General features: G+C 43.1%; 16 protein-coding genes. 2 read left to right on the top strand and 14 right to left on the bottom strand.

Annotated elements, in window-relative coordinates:
- Nucleotides 1–2: 2 nt before the first annotated feature.
- From BN35_RS08015 to BN35_RS07995, 5 genes are all read right to left on the bottom strand, one after another.
- Nucleotides 3–893: a DMT family transporter gene (locus BN35_RS08015; protein ID WP_025071637.1), complete on the bottom strand. Its 891-nt coding sequence runs from the start codon at nucleotides 891–893 to the stop codon at nucleotides 3–5.
- 44 nt (nucleotides 894–937) lie between these two features.
- Entirely contained in the window at nucleotides 938–1720 is a 783-nt protein-coding gene (locus BN35_RS08010) for a prephenate dehydrogenase/arogenate dehydrogenase family protein (protein WP_025071636.1), read from the bottom strand.
- Between the two features lie 154 nt (nucleotides 1721–1874).
- Nucleotides 1875–2939 (bottom strand): bifunctional 3-deoxy-7-phosphoheptulonate synthase/chorismate mutase type II, encoded by a 1065-nt coding sequence (locus tag BN35_RS08005; RefSeq protein ID WP_028900774.1) that lies wholly within the window; start codon nucleotides 2937–2939, stop codon nucleotides 1875–1877.
- A 132-nt stretch (nucleotides 2940–3071) separates the two neighbouring features.
- Nucleotides 3072–4241, bottom strand: coding sequence for a pyridoxal phosphate-dependent aminotransferase (locus BN35_RS08000; RefSeq protein ID WP_025071635.1), 1170 nt, complete (start codon nucleotides 4239–4241; stop codon nucleotides 3072–3074).
- A gap of 502 nt (nucleotides 4242–4743) precedes the next feature.
- On the bottom strand, nucleotides 4744–5334 hold the full coding sequence (locus BN35_RS07995) for a hypothetical protein (RefSeq protein ID WP_025071634.1): 591 nt from the start codon (nucleotides 5332–5334) through the stop codon (nucleotides 4744–4746).
- A gap of 132 nt (nucleotides 5335–5466) precedes the next feature.
- Between BN35_RS07995 and BN35_RS07990 the strand changes: the two genes are divergently transcribed.
- On the top strand, nucleotides 5467–6198 hold the full coding sequence (locus BN35_RS07990) for a hypothetical protein (RefSeq protein ID WP_025071633.1): 732 nt from the start codon (nucleotides 5467–5469) through the stop codon (nucleotides 6196–6198).
- A gap of 22 nt (nucleotides 6199–6220) precedes the next feature.
- On the opposite strand, the gene BN35_RS07985 is transcribed toward BN35_RS07990, so the two are convergent.
- The 9 genes from BN35_RS07985 to BN35_RS07940 form a co-directional block, all read right to left on the bottom strand.
- Nucleotides 6221–8143 (bottom strand): heavy metal translocating P-type ATPase, encoded by a 1923-nt coding sequence (locus tag BN35_RS07985; protein WP_028900777.1) that lies wholly within the window; start codon nucleotides 8141–8143, stop codon nucleotides 6221–6223.
- 273 nt (nucleotides 8144–8416) lie between these two features.
- A complete protein-coding gene (locus BN35_RS07980) occupies nucleotides 8417–8626 on the bottom strand; it encodes a heavy-metal-associated domain-containing protein (RefSeq protein WP_025071632.1) in 210 nt (69 codons plus the stop codon).
- A 92-nt stretch (nucleotides 8627–8718) separates the two neighbouring features.
- On the bottom strand, nucleotides 8719–9336 hold the full coding sequence (locus BN35_RS07975; protein ID WP_025071631.1) for a helix-turn-helix domain-containing protein: 618 nt from the start codon (nucleotides 9334–9336) through the stop codon (nucleotides 8719–8721).
- Between the two features lie 510 nt (nucleotides 9337–9846).
- Nucleotides 9847–11217, bottom strand: coding sequence for an MATE family efflux transporter (locus BN35_RS07970; protein ID WP_028900779.1), 1371 nt, complete (start codon nucleotides 11215–11217; stop codon nucleotides 9847–9849).
- A 129-nt stretch (nucleotides 11218–11346) separates the two neighbouring features.
- Complete coding sequence (locus BN35_RS07965; protein ID WP_028900780.1) at nucleotides 11347–12120, bottom strand: SDR family oxidoreductase; 774 nt, start codon at nucleotides 12118–12120, stop codon at nucleotides 11347–11349.
- A gap of 77 nt (nucleotides 12121–12197) precedes the next feature.
- Complete coding sequence (wecB, locus tag BN35_RS07960) at nucleotides 12198–13289, bottom strand: non-hydrolyzing UDP-N-acetylglucosamine 2-epimerase (protein WP_025071630.1); 1092 nt, start codon at nucleotides 13287–13289, stop codon at nucleotides 12198–12200.
- Between the two features lie 679 nt (nucleotides 13290–13968).
- Complete coding sequence (locus BN35_RS07950) at nucleotides 13969–14919, bottom strand: SPFH domain-containing protein (RefSeq protein WP_025071628.1); 951 nt, start codon at nucleotides 14917–14919, stop codon at nucleotides 13969–13971.
- Nucleotides 14920–14951: 32 nt separating this feature from the next.
- A complete protein-coding gene (locus BN35_RS07945; RefSeq protein WP_025071627.1) occupies nucleotides 14952–15404 on the bottom strand; it encodes an NfeD family protein in 453 nt (150 codons plus the stop codon).
- Nucleotides 15405–15827: 423 nt separating this feature from the next.
- Nucleotides 15828–16748 (bottom strand): M48 family metallopeptidase, encoded by a 921-nt coding sequence (locus tag BN35_RS07940; protein ID WP_028900782.1) that lies wholly within the window; start codon nucleotides 16746–16748, stop codon nucleotides 15828–15830.
- Between the two features lie 258 nt (nucleotides 16749–17006).
- Between BN35_RS07940 and BN35_RS13725 the strand changes: the two genes are divergently transcribed.
- Complete coding sequence (locus BN35_RS13725) at nucleotides 17007–17156, top strand: hypothetical protein (protein ID WP_154653943.1); 150 nt, start codon at nucleotides 17007–17009, stop codon at nucleotides 17154–17156.
- Nucleotides 17157–17312 lie beyond the last annotated feature (156 nt).

The raw sequence follows: 17312 nt of genomic DNA, 5'->3' as shown, positions 1-17312 counted from the left end.
CATTATATGGATTTTCCGAAACGTAAAGGCTGCTTTCGACTACTTAGATACAAACCCGTTAATATCAATGCCGTTCCCACAACAAAATAAACAGTTATCTCCTCGTGTAATATCCATGCTGCAAAGATAATTGTAGTGACAGGGTTCACATACACATAATTAGTAGCCTGCAATGCTCCTAAGCGCAACATCACCCACGTCCACAACCAGAAACAGAGCATAGAAGCAATTGCTCCAAGGAACAAGAGATTGTACAATATCTTAGGTTGCATCAATGTCTCGACACTGGGAAATCCAGGTTCGAAAGCATAATAAGGCAACACGGTGAGCAAACCGTAGAAAAATACCTTACGAGTAATGAAGGTGGTTGGATATTTCTCATTGGCTTTTTTGAGCAATAACGAATATACTGCCCAGCTGACACAAGCTAACAAAGCCAACGAATCACCGAGTGGAGAAAGATTAAGCACCAATTGACCATTGAGAACTACGGCTGCCATTCCCACAAACGAAAAGGCTGTGCCAATGATTTGCCACTTACCAAGCGGCTCGCTCCTGAACCATATCCGATGAAGCAGCATGGTGAACAGCGGACACGAACACACAATAAGTGACACGTTCATAGCTGTTGAGTAACCCAACGCCACGTTTTGTGCCAGGAAGAACACCGTTCCGCCTGTCAATCCCAGTCCTGCCATCAGTAATTCATCTTTCCATGTACGAGCAAAAATATGCTTATGAAAAAACAATAACATCAGCACATAGGCTATTAAGAAACGCAATGTGTACACCTCTGCTGGTGAAATGCCACTTTGTATCAATACTTTGGTGGAGATAAAAGTAGACCCCCATATCGCTACCGTTAGGAAAGCAACAACGTGATAGAACCACATGATATAAATATATTTAAGCTTTTAAGTTAATTTGCGATGCAAAGCTACAAATCTTCTCTCATATTTTGCCTTATTTTAGTAAGATATTTTTTCATACCTTCGGCATCTTTGTCATCAATCACCTGCAAAAGTTCTTTTAATTCCTCTCGTATCTGCAACACTTGGTCGTGCGTATAGGGGTTGAAAAGTATTTCTTGTAACAAGTAATCATCTTCGTTCAACACCCCACGAGCTATTTGCATGTGTCGCTTAAAGGTCGTTCCTGGCGCATCTTGATGCTTCATCACGGCAGCAAAGACAAAGGTGCTAACAAACGGAATGCTCAATGAATAAGCCACCGTTTGGTCGTGTTCGTCAAAGGTGTATTCGTAGATATTTAATCCTAATCCACGGTATAGTTCCTTAAAGAAGATGCGGCCCATATAGTCACCCTCACTAATAATAATTGCATTTTCTTGACTTAGCTGGTGTAAATTGGCAAATGTGGGACCAAACATAGGGTGAGTAGACACGTAAGGATGGGGAGTTGAGTCATAAAAAGCTTTCAATCCTGTCTTCACCGAACTAATATCACTCAAGATACACCCTGTTGGCAAATACGGCATCACCTCTTGGAAAGCAGCAATCGTGTACTTCACCGTAACGGCATTGATAACCAATTCGGGTTCAAAATCACGAATCTCCGCTAAAGAAGTAAACCGCTGACAATTGTAAGTAAACCGCATACGCTGGGCATCTTTTTCGTATACTGCTACTTGGTGGTCGAAACTTAGCAGGTCAATGAAGAAACTTCCCATCTTACCTGCACCCATTACTAATATTCGCATAGCTTGTTTTAATTCATCATTCATCATTCATAATATAGTTGACAAGTTGACGAGTTTACAAGTTCACCAGTTGATAGTCTTATAAGCAATAAGTTTATTTACTTGTATCCTCGTCAACTTGTAAACTCATAAACTCGTCAACTTGTCAACTATATTATGAATTAATGATTTTCAGTTGTTGCCTCACGCTCTCTTGGTGTATCTCTTCAAAGATATTTGCCACACTCTCTGCCGATAGTCCATATTGCACACCTTGCTTTCCACGCTTGTCTAAGATTTCACTGTATCTATTTGATTGCAAAACGGTTAAATTGTGTTCCTTCTTATACTGCCCTATTTCACGACAAATGCGAAGTCGTTTACTTAACAAATTCATCAGTTGGTCGTCTAACTGGTCTATTTCTGCTCGCAAATTTTGCAAATCATCGGTTGTTGTATATTCATCTCGCACCACCAGCTTAGACAAAATGGCATCTAACTCCGCTGGAAGAACCTGCTGTTTTGCATCGCTCCAAGCAGCATTAGGGTTGCAATGTGACTCAACAATCAGCCCTTCGAATCCCAAATCCATGGCTTGTTGACAAAGTGGAGCTATCAGTTCACGCTTTCCACCCATATGACTGGGGTCGCAAATGATTGGAAGCTGCGGGATGCGGCGATGCAACTCAATGGGAATTTGCCACATAGGGAGATTGCGATACATAGATTTTTCATAACTTGAAAAGCCACGATGTATGGCTGCTATGCGTTGAATACCTGCCCTATTGAGACGTTCCATGGCTCCCATCCATAACTCCAAATCTGGATTAACAGGGTTTTTTACAAACACGGGGATATCTACTCCTTGCAGTGCATCAGCCAAAGCCTGCATGGCAAAGGGGTTAGTTGTCGTGCGAGCTCCTACCCACAGAAAATCTAATTCATATTTCAAGCACAACTCTACATGCTGTGGTGTAGCCACCTCGGTAGACACTAACATGCCTGTCTCTTGCCTTACACGCCTCAACCATGACAAGGCTTCCTCTCCTTTCCCTTCGAAACAACCAGGTTTGGTGCGAGGTTTCCACACACCAGCCCTAAAATTATGGCATCCTTTCCTTTTCAATTGCCATGCTGTCTCCATGACCTGTTGCTCTGTTTCGGCACTACAAGGTCCCGCAATGACAAAAGGACGCTTTACATCGCTTTGTAAATTGAGTGGTAATAAGTCTAATTCCATTTCATTTTTCTATTTTCTATCACCTTTGACACAATGGCAAAGGTAAATATTTTATCCATATAAATATTTCTAATTGCTCGTTTTGTTCAAATTCTCCCATTGATTTTGAATACTTTGTTACATCATAACCGTCTACCATGCCATTGCCTGAAGGCGCATCAAGGCTTCGTTCATCTTTGTTTCTTTAGCACAAAGTGATATTCGGATATAGCGTTTCCCGTTGCTACCAAATATAAATCCTGGGGTGATAAAAACGTTCGACGTGTGCAACACGCGTTCGGTGAGTTGCTCGGCATCCTTATATTTGGCAGGAATACGCCCCCATAAAAACATCCCCACTTGTGCATGATCGTAGCTACAGCCCAAGACTTGCATGATCTTCTCAGCTATCTTGCGACGCTCTTTGTACACCTTCACATTATTTATATAATGCCACATTTCGTCATTGGTATTGTATGCCTCAGCTGCAGCCAACTGAATACCGCGAAAGGTGCCACTGTCCATGTTGCTTTTTATCTTGAGAATCCACGAAATATACGTTGCATTCGATGCGCACAAGCCCACTCTCCACCCTGGCATATTAAAGCTTTTCGACATAGAGTTGAACTCTATGCAGCAATCTTTGGCTCCCTCTACCTGCATGATTGACAAGGGACGGTCGTTGAGTATGAACGAATAAGGATTATCGTTGACAATCACAATATTATGTTTTTGCGCAAATGCCACTAATTTCTCATACGTCTCCAATTGCGCATTGCCACCCGTAGGCATGTGAGGATAATTGGTCCACATCAGTCGAACCTTTGTCAAATCCATTTGTTCTAACTCTGCAAAGTCGGGCTGCCATGCATTCTCCTCACGTAAGTCGTAATTGAGTACCTGCACTCCCAACAATTTACTCAGCGAAGTATAAGTAGGATAACCCGGATTGGGAACTAATACGACATCACCCGGATTGCAAAAAGCCAGCGTGACGTGCAAGATACCCTCCTTACTACCAATGAGTGGCTGTATTTCGGTTTGTGGATTGAGCCTCACGCCATACCACTTTTCGTAAAAACGTGCCATGGCTTGGCGCAATTCTGGCGTACCACAGGTGGGTTGATAGCCATGTGTAGAAACGTCGTTGGCTACTTCGCAGAGCTTTTGAACCGTTTGATGTGAAGGCGGCATATCAGGACTACCTATGGCAAGTGAGATAATATCGTTTCCCGAGGCTTGTAGCTGTGCTACTTCTTTCAGTTTCTTACTGAAATAATATTCTTGTATTTGGTTCACACGTTGTGCAGGTTGAATGTTCATTTTGTTGTTGATTTTATAGTTAGACCACGAACTTATCGTTCAAACTTCTTCATCTTTGCCTTTTCAACCTTATGGTGACAGGAAGAATTGTTTTGCTTTCTCTTCATATCCTTATTTGTTTGATGAGGCATTACAAGCGAAAGCCCCGCTTTCACATATAGTGAAGCGGGGCTTTCATGGGATTATTTTTTTGAATTGACTATGGCACACAAAATTCCGCTTCACAAGTATTTGTAAAGTAAAGATAGAAGTAATAAAAAGATGCGCACACGTAGTTCAACATATTTTTTCTCTTTTTAATTGCTTGCAAATGTATAATATTATTTTGCAACTCACAAACATTTTGCTCGAAAAATAAGAAAACAACAGACAAAAAGATGCTTTTAGTGCATTCGTACTATCAAATATCAACACTTCGTAACCTTAGTTGGCGTCTTCTTGACAATATTCTTCTGTGCTTTTTGATTGACTTCCGAGTAGTGAGCGAAAGATATTGATACCTTTATAACTTTAATAGTTGCTGATAGACGGATGTTGTTAGGACATCTGTACGTTCCCATTTTGGCCATTCAGCAACCGAGCGTACAAAGTCATGTCCCACCTTTTTAGATTGACCATAAGTAAACTTGGCATTGATATATCCTTCATCGCCATCACGAGCAATAATGAAACAATGCAAAGTCTTTCGATAGCCCACTATTTCATCGTCCTTTTCTATCTTTTCTAAAGTCCAATCTTTCTGTGGAATAGCAACGGACAGGATGTTTGCCTTGGGATATTTTTGTCGAAACAGTTTGGTACACTGCGTGCGAAACGCCAATGCAGAATCACCTTTATACATATCGGTGCTGTACAAGGGCATATAGTAAGAACCATTCACCCGTAGCAAATCTGACTTACTGTACAGACGATCATCGAACCCGATAGCATCACCGAGTTCATGACCTGCTTGTTCCAACTCTTTTTGGGTTTGTTTCACGAACTTGGAGACCTTCTCTTCAAAAGTCTTTTTCTTTTTATTTGGCTGCTGTGCAGACATATTCGAAGTGGCTCCTAATAACAAGAAAGCCAAAAAAATGGTTGTTTTTTTCATTGTCATCTCTTCTTTTTTATGCTGACAAAAATAGTACAAAACAGCAAAGGAGCAAAAAAATAATTGATAATTAAAATAAAATTACCCTTAAAAGTTTTGTTGTATAGGCACAATCATCTATCTTTGCTCACCATGAAGAAGTGGTATATTCTCCCCTTGATAGTGCTATTTTGCATGCCTATAGGTGCGCAAGAAAACAAGAAACAGTTACCGTCGAAAACCGAAAAGACCGACACTGTAACCCTTGTCCAGCCACATACTGCTGGCGCATCAGCCCAACCGCTGGTGAATGGCTATCTGCCAGCATTGTCAACCACAGACAGCGACTCACTTCATTTGCCAACTCTCAACCTACAAGGGCAGGTGATGTCCAACTATTGGTATCCCTATTACGGTACAGGCTGGTATGGTTGGGACTTGCATCAAGGGCTAAACGTGAATTTAGGGGCTTCTGTTTTCGGGTTTATTGGCAAGAATGCACCGAGCGGAGCAGGCTTTACACAAAGTGTATCGGCAATGTATGCCATGCCGTTGAACAAGAATTTATCACTGGCAGTGGGTGGCTATCTCAATCGTCTCAGGTGGAGTCACCAGTCATATCATGATGCAGGACTCTCTGCCGTATTGGGTTATCGCTTCAACGAACGGTGGGAAGCCTATCTCTATGGTCAGAAATCACTGTATCAAACCATGCCCATGTTTCGCCCTCTCTACGATATGACGTCAATGGGCGACCGCTTAGGAGCGGCTGTGAAATATCATTTCAATCCTTCGTTCAGCATACAATTGTCGGTAGAACGTGGGTGGATGCCCAACAATCGTCACACTTACTTTGACCAATATAATTATCCAGTGCCAAAATAATTTGCAAAAGCTTAAAAAACTTCTACTTCTTGTACTTTAATCGCAAACTATTCAGCACCACACTTACACTTGAAAATGCCATTAAAACACTTGCCCACATGGGGGTAATCTGAAAGTTAATGCCAAAAATGTACAATACTCCTGCCGCCAACGGAATGCAACTCAAGTTATAAACAAATGCCCAAAACAAGTTTTGCCATATCATCTGTACCGTTTGTTTGCTCAAGCGTATGGCTTGCGGTATGCGCCTAAGATCATCACCCATCAAGGTCACTTGTGCTACATCCATTGCCACATCGGTTCCTTTGCCCATTGCGATACTCACATCTGCCAATGCCAAAGCTTGCGTGTCATTGATGCCATCGCCCACCATGGCTACCTTTTTGCCCTCATTCTGCAACTGGCGCACCAAATTCTCTTTATCTTGGGGTAGCACTTTACTATAAAAATGCGATATGCCTGCACGCTCTGCCCAATATTTTACAGTATCGTGACGGTCACCACTCATCATATACACCGCTATGTTCTCTTGCTTTTGCAATATTTCCATGGCTTCACGAGCATGCGGTTTCAAGGTCTCTCGTGCCTCGAAAGATAAATCATCTGCCTCAGTAAAGTCTATTTGCTGGTTGGGAATAGTGAGTGTACCTGTCTTATCCACAACCATGGCATCTACACATCGCAAGGCTTCTAAGGCTGTAGCATCCTTGATGAGCACATTCATCTGTGCTGCCTTGCCCATTCCCACCATTAGTGCGGTAGGTGTTGCCAATCCCATAGCACAGGGACAAGCAATGACCAATACCGAAATGGCAGACAGTATCGCATGCGGCAACAATGCGTTGCCACCTACAACCCACCACAAAACAAACGTAAGCAAAGCCAACAACAACACTACAGGAACAAACACCAGTGCCACCTTGTCTACAATACGCTGCACGGGAGCTTTGCTTGCCTGAGCCTGTTGCACCATTTGTATGATTTGTGCCAATGCTGTATGCTCACCCACCTGACGAGCTTTGAACTGAAACTTGCCTTGCGAGACCACTGTTCCTGCCAAGACGTCTCCGCCTTCACGTTTCAATACTGGCGTTGGTTCGCCTGTTATCATACTTTCATCCACATAAACGCCATTGCTGTTCATGAAACTTGTTGCCGATGTTACAATGCCATCTACTGGTATCTTCTCACCTGCACGCACTTCTACCGTATCACCTATTTTAATGGTGGCAAGTGGAACCTCTTGTATGCTGTCTCCCTGAACCAAATGTGCCGTCTTTGGAGAGAGTCCCATCAGCTGCCGTATACTGCTTGCAGCACTGTTTCGAGCCTTTTCCTCCAACAATCTTCCTGTCAAGACAAAGGTGATAATCATCACCGAAGCATCAAAATAGGTGTGGCATTCGATGCCTCGACTGCCCCAAACCTGCTCGCCGACAAAAGTATTGATCACACTAAACAAGAATGCAATGCCCGTAGAAAGTGCCACCAACGTATCCATATTGGCAGAACGATGTACCAACTGTCGCCATGCGTTGGTGAAAAATGCTCGTCCACAACATATGAAATTGGCGAGAGCCAAAAGCAACGCTACCTGATTAACGATATTTTTTGCCCCTAAATCAATCCACCTCATCGATACAGCCATGCACAACACGGCAAAAACCCAAGAGAGAATGACCTTTCGCCTCAACAGGCTATATTCATTCTGCTCTATTGCTTCCACAGATTGTTCTTCGTCTATCACGAGGTCATAACCTATGTTATTGATGGCACGTTTCATCTCTTCGGGTGAAATCACCTGTTCATCATAGTCTACCAAGGCACTTCTACCAGGCAAACTAACCGCTGCCGAGTGTACCCCTTGCAAGGAATTGAGCGTTCGCTCTACATGGGCAGAACAAGCCGCACATGCCATTCCCACTACTGGAATTGTTTTCTTCATCATGTTGTGTTAAAAAGTTGATGAGTTACTGAGTTAAAAAGTTGACAAGTTGGCAAGCTAAAAAGCTGAAGGCTGGTTCTATAAATTAGCTTTGTTAGATTTTGGTCTTATTTTTGAGATCAAAATGTAAGTGAGTAAAGGAGTGTAGCGAGCTACACGACTGAGCGAACTTATATTTTGAGCCAAAAAGAATCCAAAAGGTAACAAAACGTATTTCGTAAAATTTTCTCACAATAATACGGTGGTAATTTATAGAACCAGCCTAAAGAATGTTCACACTTGGAAGTCGTAGCCTGCCTCGTCTACTGCCTTCTTCATCTCCTTTGGGCTTATTAACTCCTCATCATAAGCCACCTCGGCAGTGTGGTGTGCCAAATCAACCTTTGCTGACTCAACTCCTATTAAACACGATAAACGCTTTTCTACCATAGCCTTGCAATGCTCGCAAGCCATTCCGTTGATTGTAAATGTTTTCTTTTCCATTGTTCTATGTTTTGATTGAACACTGCAAAGATACATCCTTTATCCGCAAAGCGTGTTATGGAATTTTGGGAGAAAATTATAAAAAAAAGATATCAGATAGTGTCCAATCCTCTACGCATGTTTTTCTTCAACGCCTTGAATTGCGAGGGTGTCATGCCCGTGATTTGCTTGAATTGACTCGACAGATAAGCGACACTCGAGTAATTGAGTTTATAAGCGATTTCGGTGAGCGACAACTGGTCGTAAAAAATAAGCTCCTTGACACGTTCAATGCGCTGCAGAATGAAATAACGCTCAATGGTGATACCCGTAAACTCACTAAAGAGTTTGCTCAAACTGCTATATTCACTGTGCAACTGTTGTGCCAGATAGTCGGAGAGGTTGAGCTCGGAGCGGTTGTCATGATAATGAACCAGATCGACAATGAGGGTCTTGATGCGGTCGATGGTTTGCTGCCTTTTGTCGTCAAGTAGCTCAAACCCCAGTTGCAGCAAATCTTTTTGAAGCATTTCCAACTGTTCTTTGCTGAGTTCTTCAGCCAATCTTACCACCCCTAACTCTACAGATTGAAGTGCGATACCCATCCTTTGTAGCAACTGCCGTACAGCCATGATGCAGCGGTCGCACACCATGTTCTTGATGTACAACACACTTCCACCGACAGATGTTCGTTTCCTATCGGAATTAAATGACTTTTGCTGATTTTTCATCTCATTTCTCTCTTTCCTTCAAACAGCATGAAGTATCTCCTGCAAATTTAGTGAATTAGTTTGTAAATGCCATGCATGGCGTTTGTATTTTTGGTTCGTTCTAACCAACCTACGGCTTAAGAAGCATGCCTACTCATGAACCAGCCCCATGGAAGAAATAAAAATTGAGCTTTTGGATGATGGCGATTTTTCTTGATAACACACCGCTTAACGCTATCCATATTCTCAAACTTTTGAGTCTCTCGTCACAAATACGTCAAATATGAACTAACAACGAAAATCTCTGCATTTCAATACACTAAGATAACAACAAACCGACATGTATTTAACTCCCATGCAATTTCAAGGGAAAAGCATTGTTAAAAGCCACGAATTTGCATGCCGTTGGTGGGCAAAACAGACTGTATTGTACTCCAAAATAGACTGTTTTACAATGAAAAACAGACTATTTTGCTCACGTGAGGGCTTATTCTTTTACCACAAATATCATTCCATGCACTTGCAACCTTATCAAGATGTCCGGTGGGTGGCATCGCTCTTCTGCGCCTGCGTCAACTCCCTAAACGTAGCATACAGCAATGGCAAGGTAATGAGAAGCGAGCAAATATCGCTGCAAGCCTGACTCATCAGCACGCCCTGCAATCCTAAAAATTGAGGTAATATTACTACCAAAGGAATGAAGAAAAGACCACTGCGCGAGGCAGCCAGCAGATTTGCACGGAACGTCTTACGGATGGTTTGCATCAACATATTGGACATAAGGAAAAACGCCATGGCAGGCAATGACACCAATTGCCAGCGTAAGGCTTTCGTCCCAATATTGATCACTTCAATATCGTTCCTAAACAGCTCCACAATACCATCGGAAAACACCCACCCTAACACGCTACAAGCCAACAAGAAACAGGTTCCAACCTGCACACTAAACCAAAAACCACGTCGAACACGACTATATAGGTGTGCTCCATAGTTGAATCCACAAAACGGTTGAAACCCATGTCCTAACCCAATGACCGATGCCATGACAATCATTGTAAATCGATTGGCAATAGACATGGCAGCAACGGCTGCATCGCCATATTGGGCAGCAGCCACGTTTAACAAGATACTGGCAACACTGGTGAGCCCTTGACGCGACAGAGAAGGTGTACCACCAGCCAAAATTTCCTTGACATAGACCCAAGAAAACGAGAAGTAATGAAAACGGATGCGCATACTACCGCCATAACGGGTCATGTACAGTAATACCAAGAAACTGGTCAACTGTCCCAACACCGTAGCCAAAGCTGCCCCCGTGATGCCCCAATCAAACAGAAAAATAAAGATGGGGTTCAGTCCTACATTGATAATAGCCCCCGAAACGATGCCCCACATGGCAAACGATGCGTTGCCTTGAAAGCGCATTTGATTGTTGAGACACAACGAACCTGTCATCAAAGGGGCGCCTAACAAGATGATGCCTAAGTATCGTTTGGTATAAGGAAGGATAGTAGGGGTACTACCCAGCCACACCGACAAAGGCTCTAAGAATAGCAAGCCTATCACCATGATGACCAAGCCCGAAGCAATGGCGTAGACAAAGGCAGTAGACGCCATGATTTGGGCATGATGCCGTCGTTGCGCTCCCAACTCGCGAGCCATGTAATTGCCAGACCCATTGCCAAAAAAGAAACTGAATGCCTGAATAACGAACATCACAGAGAACACAATGCCCACAGCTGCAACCGCCTGTGTGTTAATCTTTCCAACAAAATAGGTATCGGCAACGTTGTACAAACTTGTCACCAGCATGCTGGCAATGGTAGGTACTGCCATGGTAAGAATGACACGCCGAATGGGTCCTTGCGTCAGGAAGGTATAATTGTCTCTACGCTGTAGCATACGATATTCACAAATTTTGGTGAGCAGCGGACGATGAGAAAGACACGCCCCTGCTCCTACTTTGTCACCCCAGCATCATGCCTTGGTAACACAGACACGGTTGCGATAGGGACACAACCACCCCTATGGTTAGGATAAGGATTCTTTTCGGTCGAGATTACGACTGATAGTGAATCCATTAGCTTGGTGAGTAGCCAGCACCAACACTTCGGCTATCTGCACATGTTGGGGAGCTTGAGCGGCATAAAGCACCACATCAGCAATGTCCTCACCAGTGAGTGGCTGGATGCCCTCATACACATGATGTGCTCGGTCTTGGTCACCATGAAAGCGAGTAACGCTGAAATTGGTTTGCACCAATCCCGGTTTGACGGTTGTCACCCTCACTGCAGTATCCACAAGATCTACTCTCAGTCCATCACTTAAAGCCTTGACAGCGGCTTTGGTGGCACAATACACATTGCCGTTGGCGTAAGCAACATCTCCAGCCACTGAACCTATGTTGATAACATGTCCACGATTGCGAGCCACCATACCCGGTACAATCAATCTGGTCATCGTGAGTAATCCCTTGATATTGGTGTCTATCATCGTGTCCCAATCGTCGAAACTTCCTTCATATTCGGGTTCCAATCCTAACGCCAATCCAGCATTATTGATCAAGACATCAATGTTACGCCACTTTTCGTCAAGCGACTCTACGGCTTTGGTAGCTTCCTCGCGATGACGAACATCAAAACAAAGGCACAAAACTTCGATAGGGAAGGCAGCTAACTCTTGTTTTAGCGCTTCTAAACGCTCTTGTTTGCGACCTGTTAGAATGAGATGATAACCACTCTTAGCAAATGCGAAGGCACAAGCCTGACCGATACCGCTGGTAGCTCCTGTAATAAATGCAATCATAGAAATAGATTTTGAAAAGCCCTCCCCTGTTGAGCGAAGTGAATTGCGAACAGAGTAGGGCTGGTAAGTTGTAAGATTTATTTGTGTTCTAATAAGATTTGTACAATACGTTCGGCACTCCGCCCATCCCATCTATCAGGTATGGAGCTCTTTTTCCATTCTCCTGCCACCATCTGATCCATGGCTTGTGCCAAGAGAGTGGTATCCTCGCCCACCAAGACATTAGAGCCTTCCTTCACCGTCTCAATATGCTCGGTGTACCGATTGAGCGTGATGCAGGGCACACCATGAAACGTTGCCTCTTCTGCCACATTACCACTGTCGGTAATAATGCCGCAAGCATGGGCTGTGAGATAGCCAAATTGTAAGTATGTAAGGGGTTCTATCAATTGAAAGGCTGGGTAATCGTTACCAATAAGTCGCTTAACAACCTGCGCTGCTCGACCACGTAAGGGAGCTATAATCTTTCTGCCACCACTTCTATCGCCTATCACACGGAGTAATGAGCGTAGCAATTCTTCATTGGACAGCAATGCCTTTCTATTCAACGTGAAGACGAGATACGACCCATCCTCAATATTTAACTGACTAAGGATTGTAGGGCGTTGTAAACGATTGCGGTTGTAACGAAGGGTATCCATGAGGATATTACCCACTAAATAAATCTTCGATTGCTCTGCTCCTTCACGAGTGGCGGTACTGTTGCTTTTCATTCCAGCGGTAAAGAGCAAATCACTAAGCCCGTCAATGACCAACCTATTGATTTCCTTTGGCATGTTGATGTCAAAACTTCGGGTGCCTGCCACCAAGTGGGCCAATGTAATACCTTGCTTTTTGGTGACGATAGCAGCTGCTAATGTCGAGGCTAAGTCGTCCACAACAATAACAACATCGGTGGGATGACTTTGCAAATAATGCTCAAAACCTGCCATGACGCACCCTGTAAGCTCGTTGAGATTGTCACAATCTACACCTAAAAAAGTATCAGGACGTGGCATTTGCAAGTCGTCGAAGAGTGAGTTTTCCAGTGTAGGGTCGTCCTCCCTGCCCGCATAAACCAGTTGGTAAGTAATATCCCTACCCTCATTAGCTGCTTTGTTGATAGCCCTTATAATAGGTGCCACTTTGATGAAATTGGGGCGTGCCCCTGCTACGATACAGATATTCATTACAATATTTTTCTACAAAGTTAGACTTTAATTTGCTCACTTGCAACGGATAACACAAAAAAACTTGAAATTTGCCTTTGAAAATATGAGCAATACCGCCATTGCTAAATCACATTTTCCTTGCCACAGCTGTAAGTTTCAATGCTTTGTACTCCCTATTTTTTCACAAATTCCCATGGCTACGTCATAACATCACCCCTTGGCAGCATCAAATACAACCTCATCAAAATCAAAGAATCTATATTTCTTGATGAGCAATGGCAAGTCTTTCCCTGTTTGTCTTTCACCACTTAAAATAATTGGGGTAAAACCAAAGATTTCTTTACCTCCCTGTGGATATACTCTTGGCTGTTTAGATGTTGGAGCAAAGCGAACCACCCTCCCGAGACGTGCGTATTGCAGAAAGCAACATTATAGATGATGTGTCGGCACTATTGCCAAGAGTAATGCGCAACATCATCTGTTTCAAGCTTTCCCACCTATATTCGCTATGCGGACGAATCTCTATTAAAAAGATGTGGCAGAGTGACGAACGATGAGCCTATCATCTGTATCACTCTGCCAAATTATTTTATTCTCAAGGTTACAAAGACACGATATTCGCAGTATGGAAGAAGCTACTGGGTTTGCTTATTTTCGCTTCATTCCACTTTGGTTTATCGGGAACAATATTGAATTTCTATTCTGTCTTGAACAAATCCTTAATACCTCCAATGCTTCCGAGCAAGTTGGTAGCCTCGTAAGGCAAGTAGACTGTCTTGGATTGGTTACCAGACGCCAACTCTTGCATCATGGCGATGTACTTCTGTGCCAAGAGGTAATTAGCAGGATTGGTACTCTGCCCCACTGCCTCGGTAATCTTCTGAATGGCAATCGCCTCAGCCTCAGCCTTGCGAATGCGCGCTGTTGCCTCACCTTCGGCATAAAGAATCGCCTGCTGCTTGGTAGCCTCGGCACGGTTAATAGTGCTGGTTTTCTCGCCTTCGGATTGCAAAATGGCAGCTTGCTTCTCGCCCTCGCTGGTCAAAATGGTAGCTCGTTTGTTACGCTCTGCCTGCATCTGTTTCTCCATCGCCTGCAACACACTCTCAGGAGGTGTGATGTCTTGCAATTCGACGCGGTTCACCTTGATACCCCATTTATTAGTGGCATCATCGAGAACGGCACGAAGTTTGGTGTTAATCGTGTCGCGCGAGGTAAGCGTTTGGTCCAATTCAAGTTCACCAATAATGTTACGCAAGGTTGTTTGCGTCAGCTTTTCTATGGCGTTAGGCAGGTTGTTGATTTCGTAAACCGCTTTGAATGGATCAACAATTTGGAAATACAGCAATGCATTGATTTGCATTTGGATGTTGTCTTTGGTAATCACATTCTGCTTGTCAAAATCATATACCTGCTCACGAAGGTCGATACTGGTACTGTAAATATATCGTCCTCGAGTCATGGTGACTATCGTTTTGGCACGATCGATAAAGGGAATGATGACATTAATGCCTGGACTAAGGGTGGCATAATACTTTCCGAGACGTTCCACTATTTTGGTTTCAGACTGTGGAATGATGATAATTGCTTGCTTGACAAAGATTAACGCCAAGACTACAATTGCTACTAATACATAAGTTGCTATCATAATTTATTGCTTTGATTAATATTCTATGATTTTTATAGACAAGGTTCCACTGTAACAATGATGCTATCCATCTTGATGACACGAACACGCTCTCCTGATTCAATTTGTGACAAATCACTGCTGACGGCTTTCCACACATCACCGTCTATTTGGACATATCCGCTGCCATTGGCATGGATAGTCTCGACAACTGTCCCCTTCCTGCCAATGAGTGCCTCGGCATTGCTGACTCGAGTCTCACCCGAAGCATGTAAAGCATGTAACAATGGAGGACGAATGAAAACGATGCTGAGAACAGAACCGACAGCAAAAATAATGACCTGAAGCCATATCGGCAAGTCAACCAGTGCGCCAATCATGGCGACAAGAGCCCCCAAAGCAAAACAAGTGACAAAGAAATCGCCCGATCCCAGTTCGATAATCAAGCACAGCATGGTAATGATAATCCAGACCAGCCATAAATGTTGCGATAAATATTCAAACATTGGTTTAAGGATTTGAAGTACTATAAAAATTGAAGAGATAAGTCATACCTTGAGTAAGTAAAAACTTCCAACATGAGGAAATGATTGCTCTTTTGACAAAGATAATTATTTTGATTGGACAGTGCAAGAGATTTTTCCATTTTTTACGGTATCGTTCTTACAAAAAATCGCTAAAACTGCAGAGGAAGTGCTATTCGTTGGCTGTATCTTTTCTAAAAGAGAAATCTTAAATTTTGAAATAACATGACAAAAAGTGCACCTTTTGAGTTGACTGTAGGCAGATAAATAGAACTGTGTGAAAGGTTCATAAAACTAAAAAACTATGGCAGATGATGAGGTCTACCATAGTTGAATATAACGGTTGCGCATAGGACGATGATTCAAGACTCGACTCCCTGCGAATCCATGAAATATTGATGCGTATTATTGAGCATTCTTATACAAGTCGGAAACAGAAACAGACTTCACGTTCGAGTTAGACTGTGACTTAAATCTTTGTTTTGTACTTTTTTTCAAGACGGGTGCAGCAGTCTTGCCATGACCATGATAATAAGTTAACGCTGTAGGCATCTCACGCTCTAAAGCTGCAATACGCTTACTGTCAGAGGGGTGCGAACTGAACATGTCACTATGTGCTTGCTGCCCTGAAGACATGCGTTTCCAAAATGGAATGGCTTCACGAGGATCATAACCCGCCATGGCTGCAAAGATAATTCCCATCTTGTCGGCTTCCGTCTCATGCGCACGAGAATATTTCAAGCTTCTGAATTGTAAGCCCTGTTGTGCCACTATTTGAGCCAATTGCGTGGTGGTGGAACCCACTCCCATTGCTCCTAAAGCACCACCTAACACCTGGACGCCCACGTTGTTACGAATTTGCGCACTCATTTGCTCTGCACTGTGGCGCGCAACAGCATGTGCTATCTCGTGACCAAGCACCACGGCAAGAGCCGCCTCGTTTTGAGTATAGGGCAACAAGCCTTCATATACTACAATCTTTCCGCCAGGCATACAAAAGGCATTGATTTGCTTGTCAGCCACTAAATTGAACTCCCAACTATAATGGCTCAATTCATTGGACAAGCCATTTGTACGGAAAAAGGTTTCTACCGCATTCGCTAACTTATGACCTACACGCTTCACCATCGCTGTCTGGTTGGCATTTGAAGAGAGTTTTGCTGACGCAATAAACTTACGATATTCCTGATTACTTAAACTAAGCACCTGCTCATCAGACACCATCAAACTTTGATGACGCCCTGTGATAGGTACTGTACGTGTAGTTCCACAGGCTACAAGAAGCGTTGTAACAAGCGAGAACAATAAAATCTTTACTTTATTCATAACCTCCGATTTAATACTTTCGATATTGCAAACTTACAAAAAAAATGATACATGCGGACAATAGTTCATTAAAATTTGAGATAAAGCTGGGAAAGTGACAGGTTGTACTGAACCTAATTGATGCACTAAGCCCAGCTGAGGTTGAAATTCGTTTTGTAGACCTGCTCGCAATGGGTTCCGTAACATTCCTTCTGAGTGGAATTTATTTTTCTTTGTATCGCCATGTACGATATTATATTAGAATTAACGGAGTATTGATTGCATAATAAAGACGAAAAGAAAGCCTTGCAGCTCTATGAAGAGCTGCAAAGACGCAAAGCCATGTTCTATCTGCCAGGAGAAACGGCTATGGCACTAAGCATTGTCGAGCAAATAGCAAAAGCACAGCCGGTTGTAAACAAAAGTTAAATGTCGAATATTTTATTGCAAATCATTTGGTTTATAAAATAAACTTATCTAAATTTGCAACTGTAATCATCAGTGTTCGAAGAGAATAATGCTAGCTAAAGCAAGTGAGAGTCGACCTCCTTGCTTCTCTTTTTCCAAAGATGGTTTATAAAATAA

It is taken from the genome of Hoylesella timonensis 4401737 = DSM 22865 = JCM 15640 (assembly GCF_000455445.1).
Lineage (GTDB): Bacteria > Bacteroidota > Bacteroidia > Bacteroidales > Bacteroidaceae > Prevotella > Prevotella timonensis.
The sequence above is the reverse complement of the archived record's forward strand: the minus strand, read 5'-3'. Positions and strand labels throughout refer to the sequence as shown.

What these genes read in the sequence shown, in the direction of transcription:
- BN35_RS08015 (WP_025071637.1), bottom strand. Translation starts at nt 893, where the DNA reads ATGTGGTTCTATCACGTTGTTGCTTTCCTAACGGTAGCGATATGGGGG.
- BN35_RS08010 (WP_025071636.1), bottom strand. Translation starts at nt 1,720, where the DNA reads ATGCGAATATTAGTAATGGGTGCAGGTAAGATGGGAAGTTTCTTCATT.
- BN35_RS08005 (WP_028900774.1), bottom strand. Translation starts at nt 2,939, where the DNA reads ATGGAATTAGACTTATTACCACTCAATTTACAAAGCGATGTAAAGCGT.
- BN35_RS08000 (WP_025071635.1), bottom strand. Translation starts at nt 4,241, where the DNA reads ATGAACATTCAACCTGCACAACGTGTGAACCAAATACAAGAATATTAT.
- BN35_RS07995 (WP_025071634.1), bottom strand. Translation starts at nt 5,334, where the DNA reads ATGAAAAAAACAACCATTTTTTTGGCTTTCTTGTTATTAGGAGCCACT.
- BN35_RS07990 (WP_025071633.1), top strand. Translation starts at nt 5,467, where the DNA reads ATGAAGAAGTGGTATATTCTCCCCTTGATAGTGCTATTTTGCATGCCT.
- BN35_RS07985 (WP_028900777.1), bottom strand. Translation starts at nt 8,143, where the DNA reads ATGAAGAAAACAATTCCAGTAGTGGGAATGGCATGTGCGGCTTGTTCT.
- BN35_RS07980 (WP_025071632.1), bottom strand. Translation starts at nt 8,626, where the DNA reads ATGGAAAAGAAAACATTTACAATCAACGGAATGGCTTGCGAGCATTGC.
- BN35_RS07975 (WP_025071631.1), bottom strand. Translation starts at nt 9,336, where the DNA reads ATGAAAAATCAGCAAAAGTCATTTAATTCCGATAGGAAACGAACATCT.
- BN35_RS07970 (WP_028900779.1), bottom strand. Translation starts at nt 11,217, where the DNA reads ATGCTACAGCGTAGAGACAATTATACCTTCCTGACGCAAGGACCCATT.
- BN35_RS07965 (WP_028900780.1), bottom strand. Translation starts at nt 12,120, where the DNA reads ATGATTGCATTTATTACAGGAGCTACCAGCGGTATCGGTCAGGCTTGT.
- wecB (WP_025071630.1), bottom strand. Translation starts at nt 13,289, where the DNA reads ATGAATATCTGTATCGTAGCAGGGGCACGCCCCAATTTCATCAAAGTG.
- BN35_RS07950 (WP_025071628.1), bottom strand. Translation starts at nt 14,919, where the DNA reads ATGATAGCAACTTATGTATTAGTAGCAATTGTAGTCTTGGCGTTAATC.
- BN35_RS07945 (WP_025071627.1), bottom strand. Translation starts at nt 15,404, where the DNA reads ATGTTTGAATATTTATCGCAACATTTATGGCTGGTCTGGATTATCATT.
- BN35_RS07940 (WP_028900782.1), bottom strand. Translation starts at nt 16,748, where the DNA reads ATGAATAAAGTAAAGATTTTATTGTTCTCGCTTGTTACAACGCTTCTT.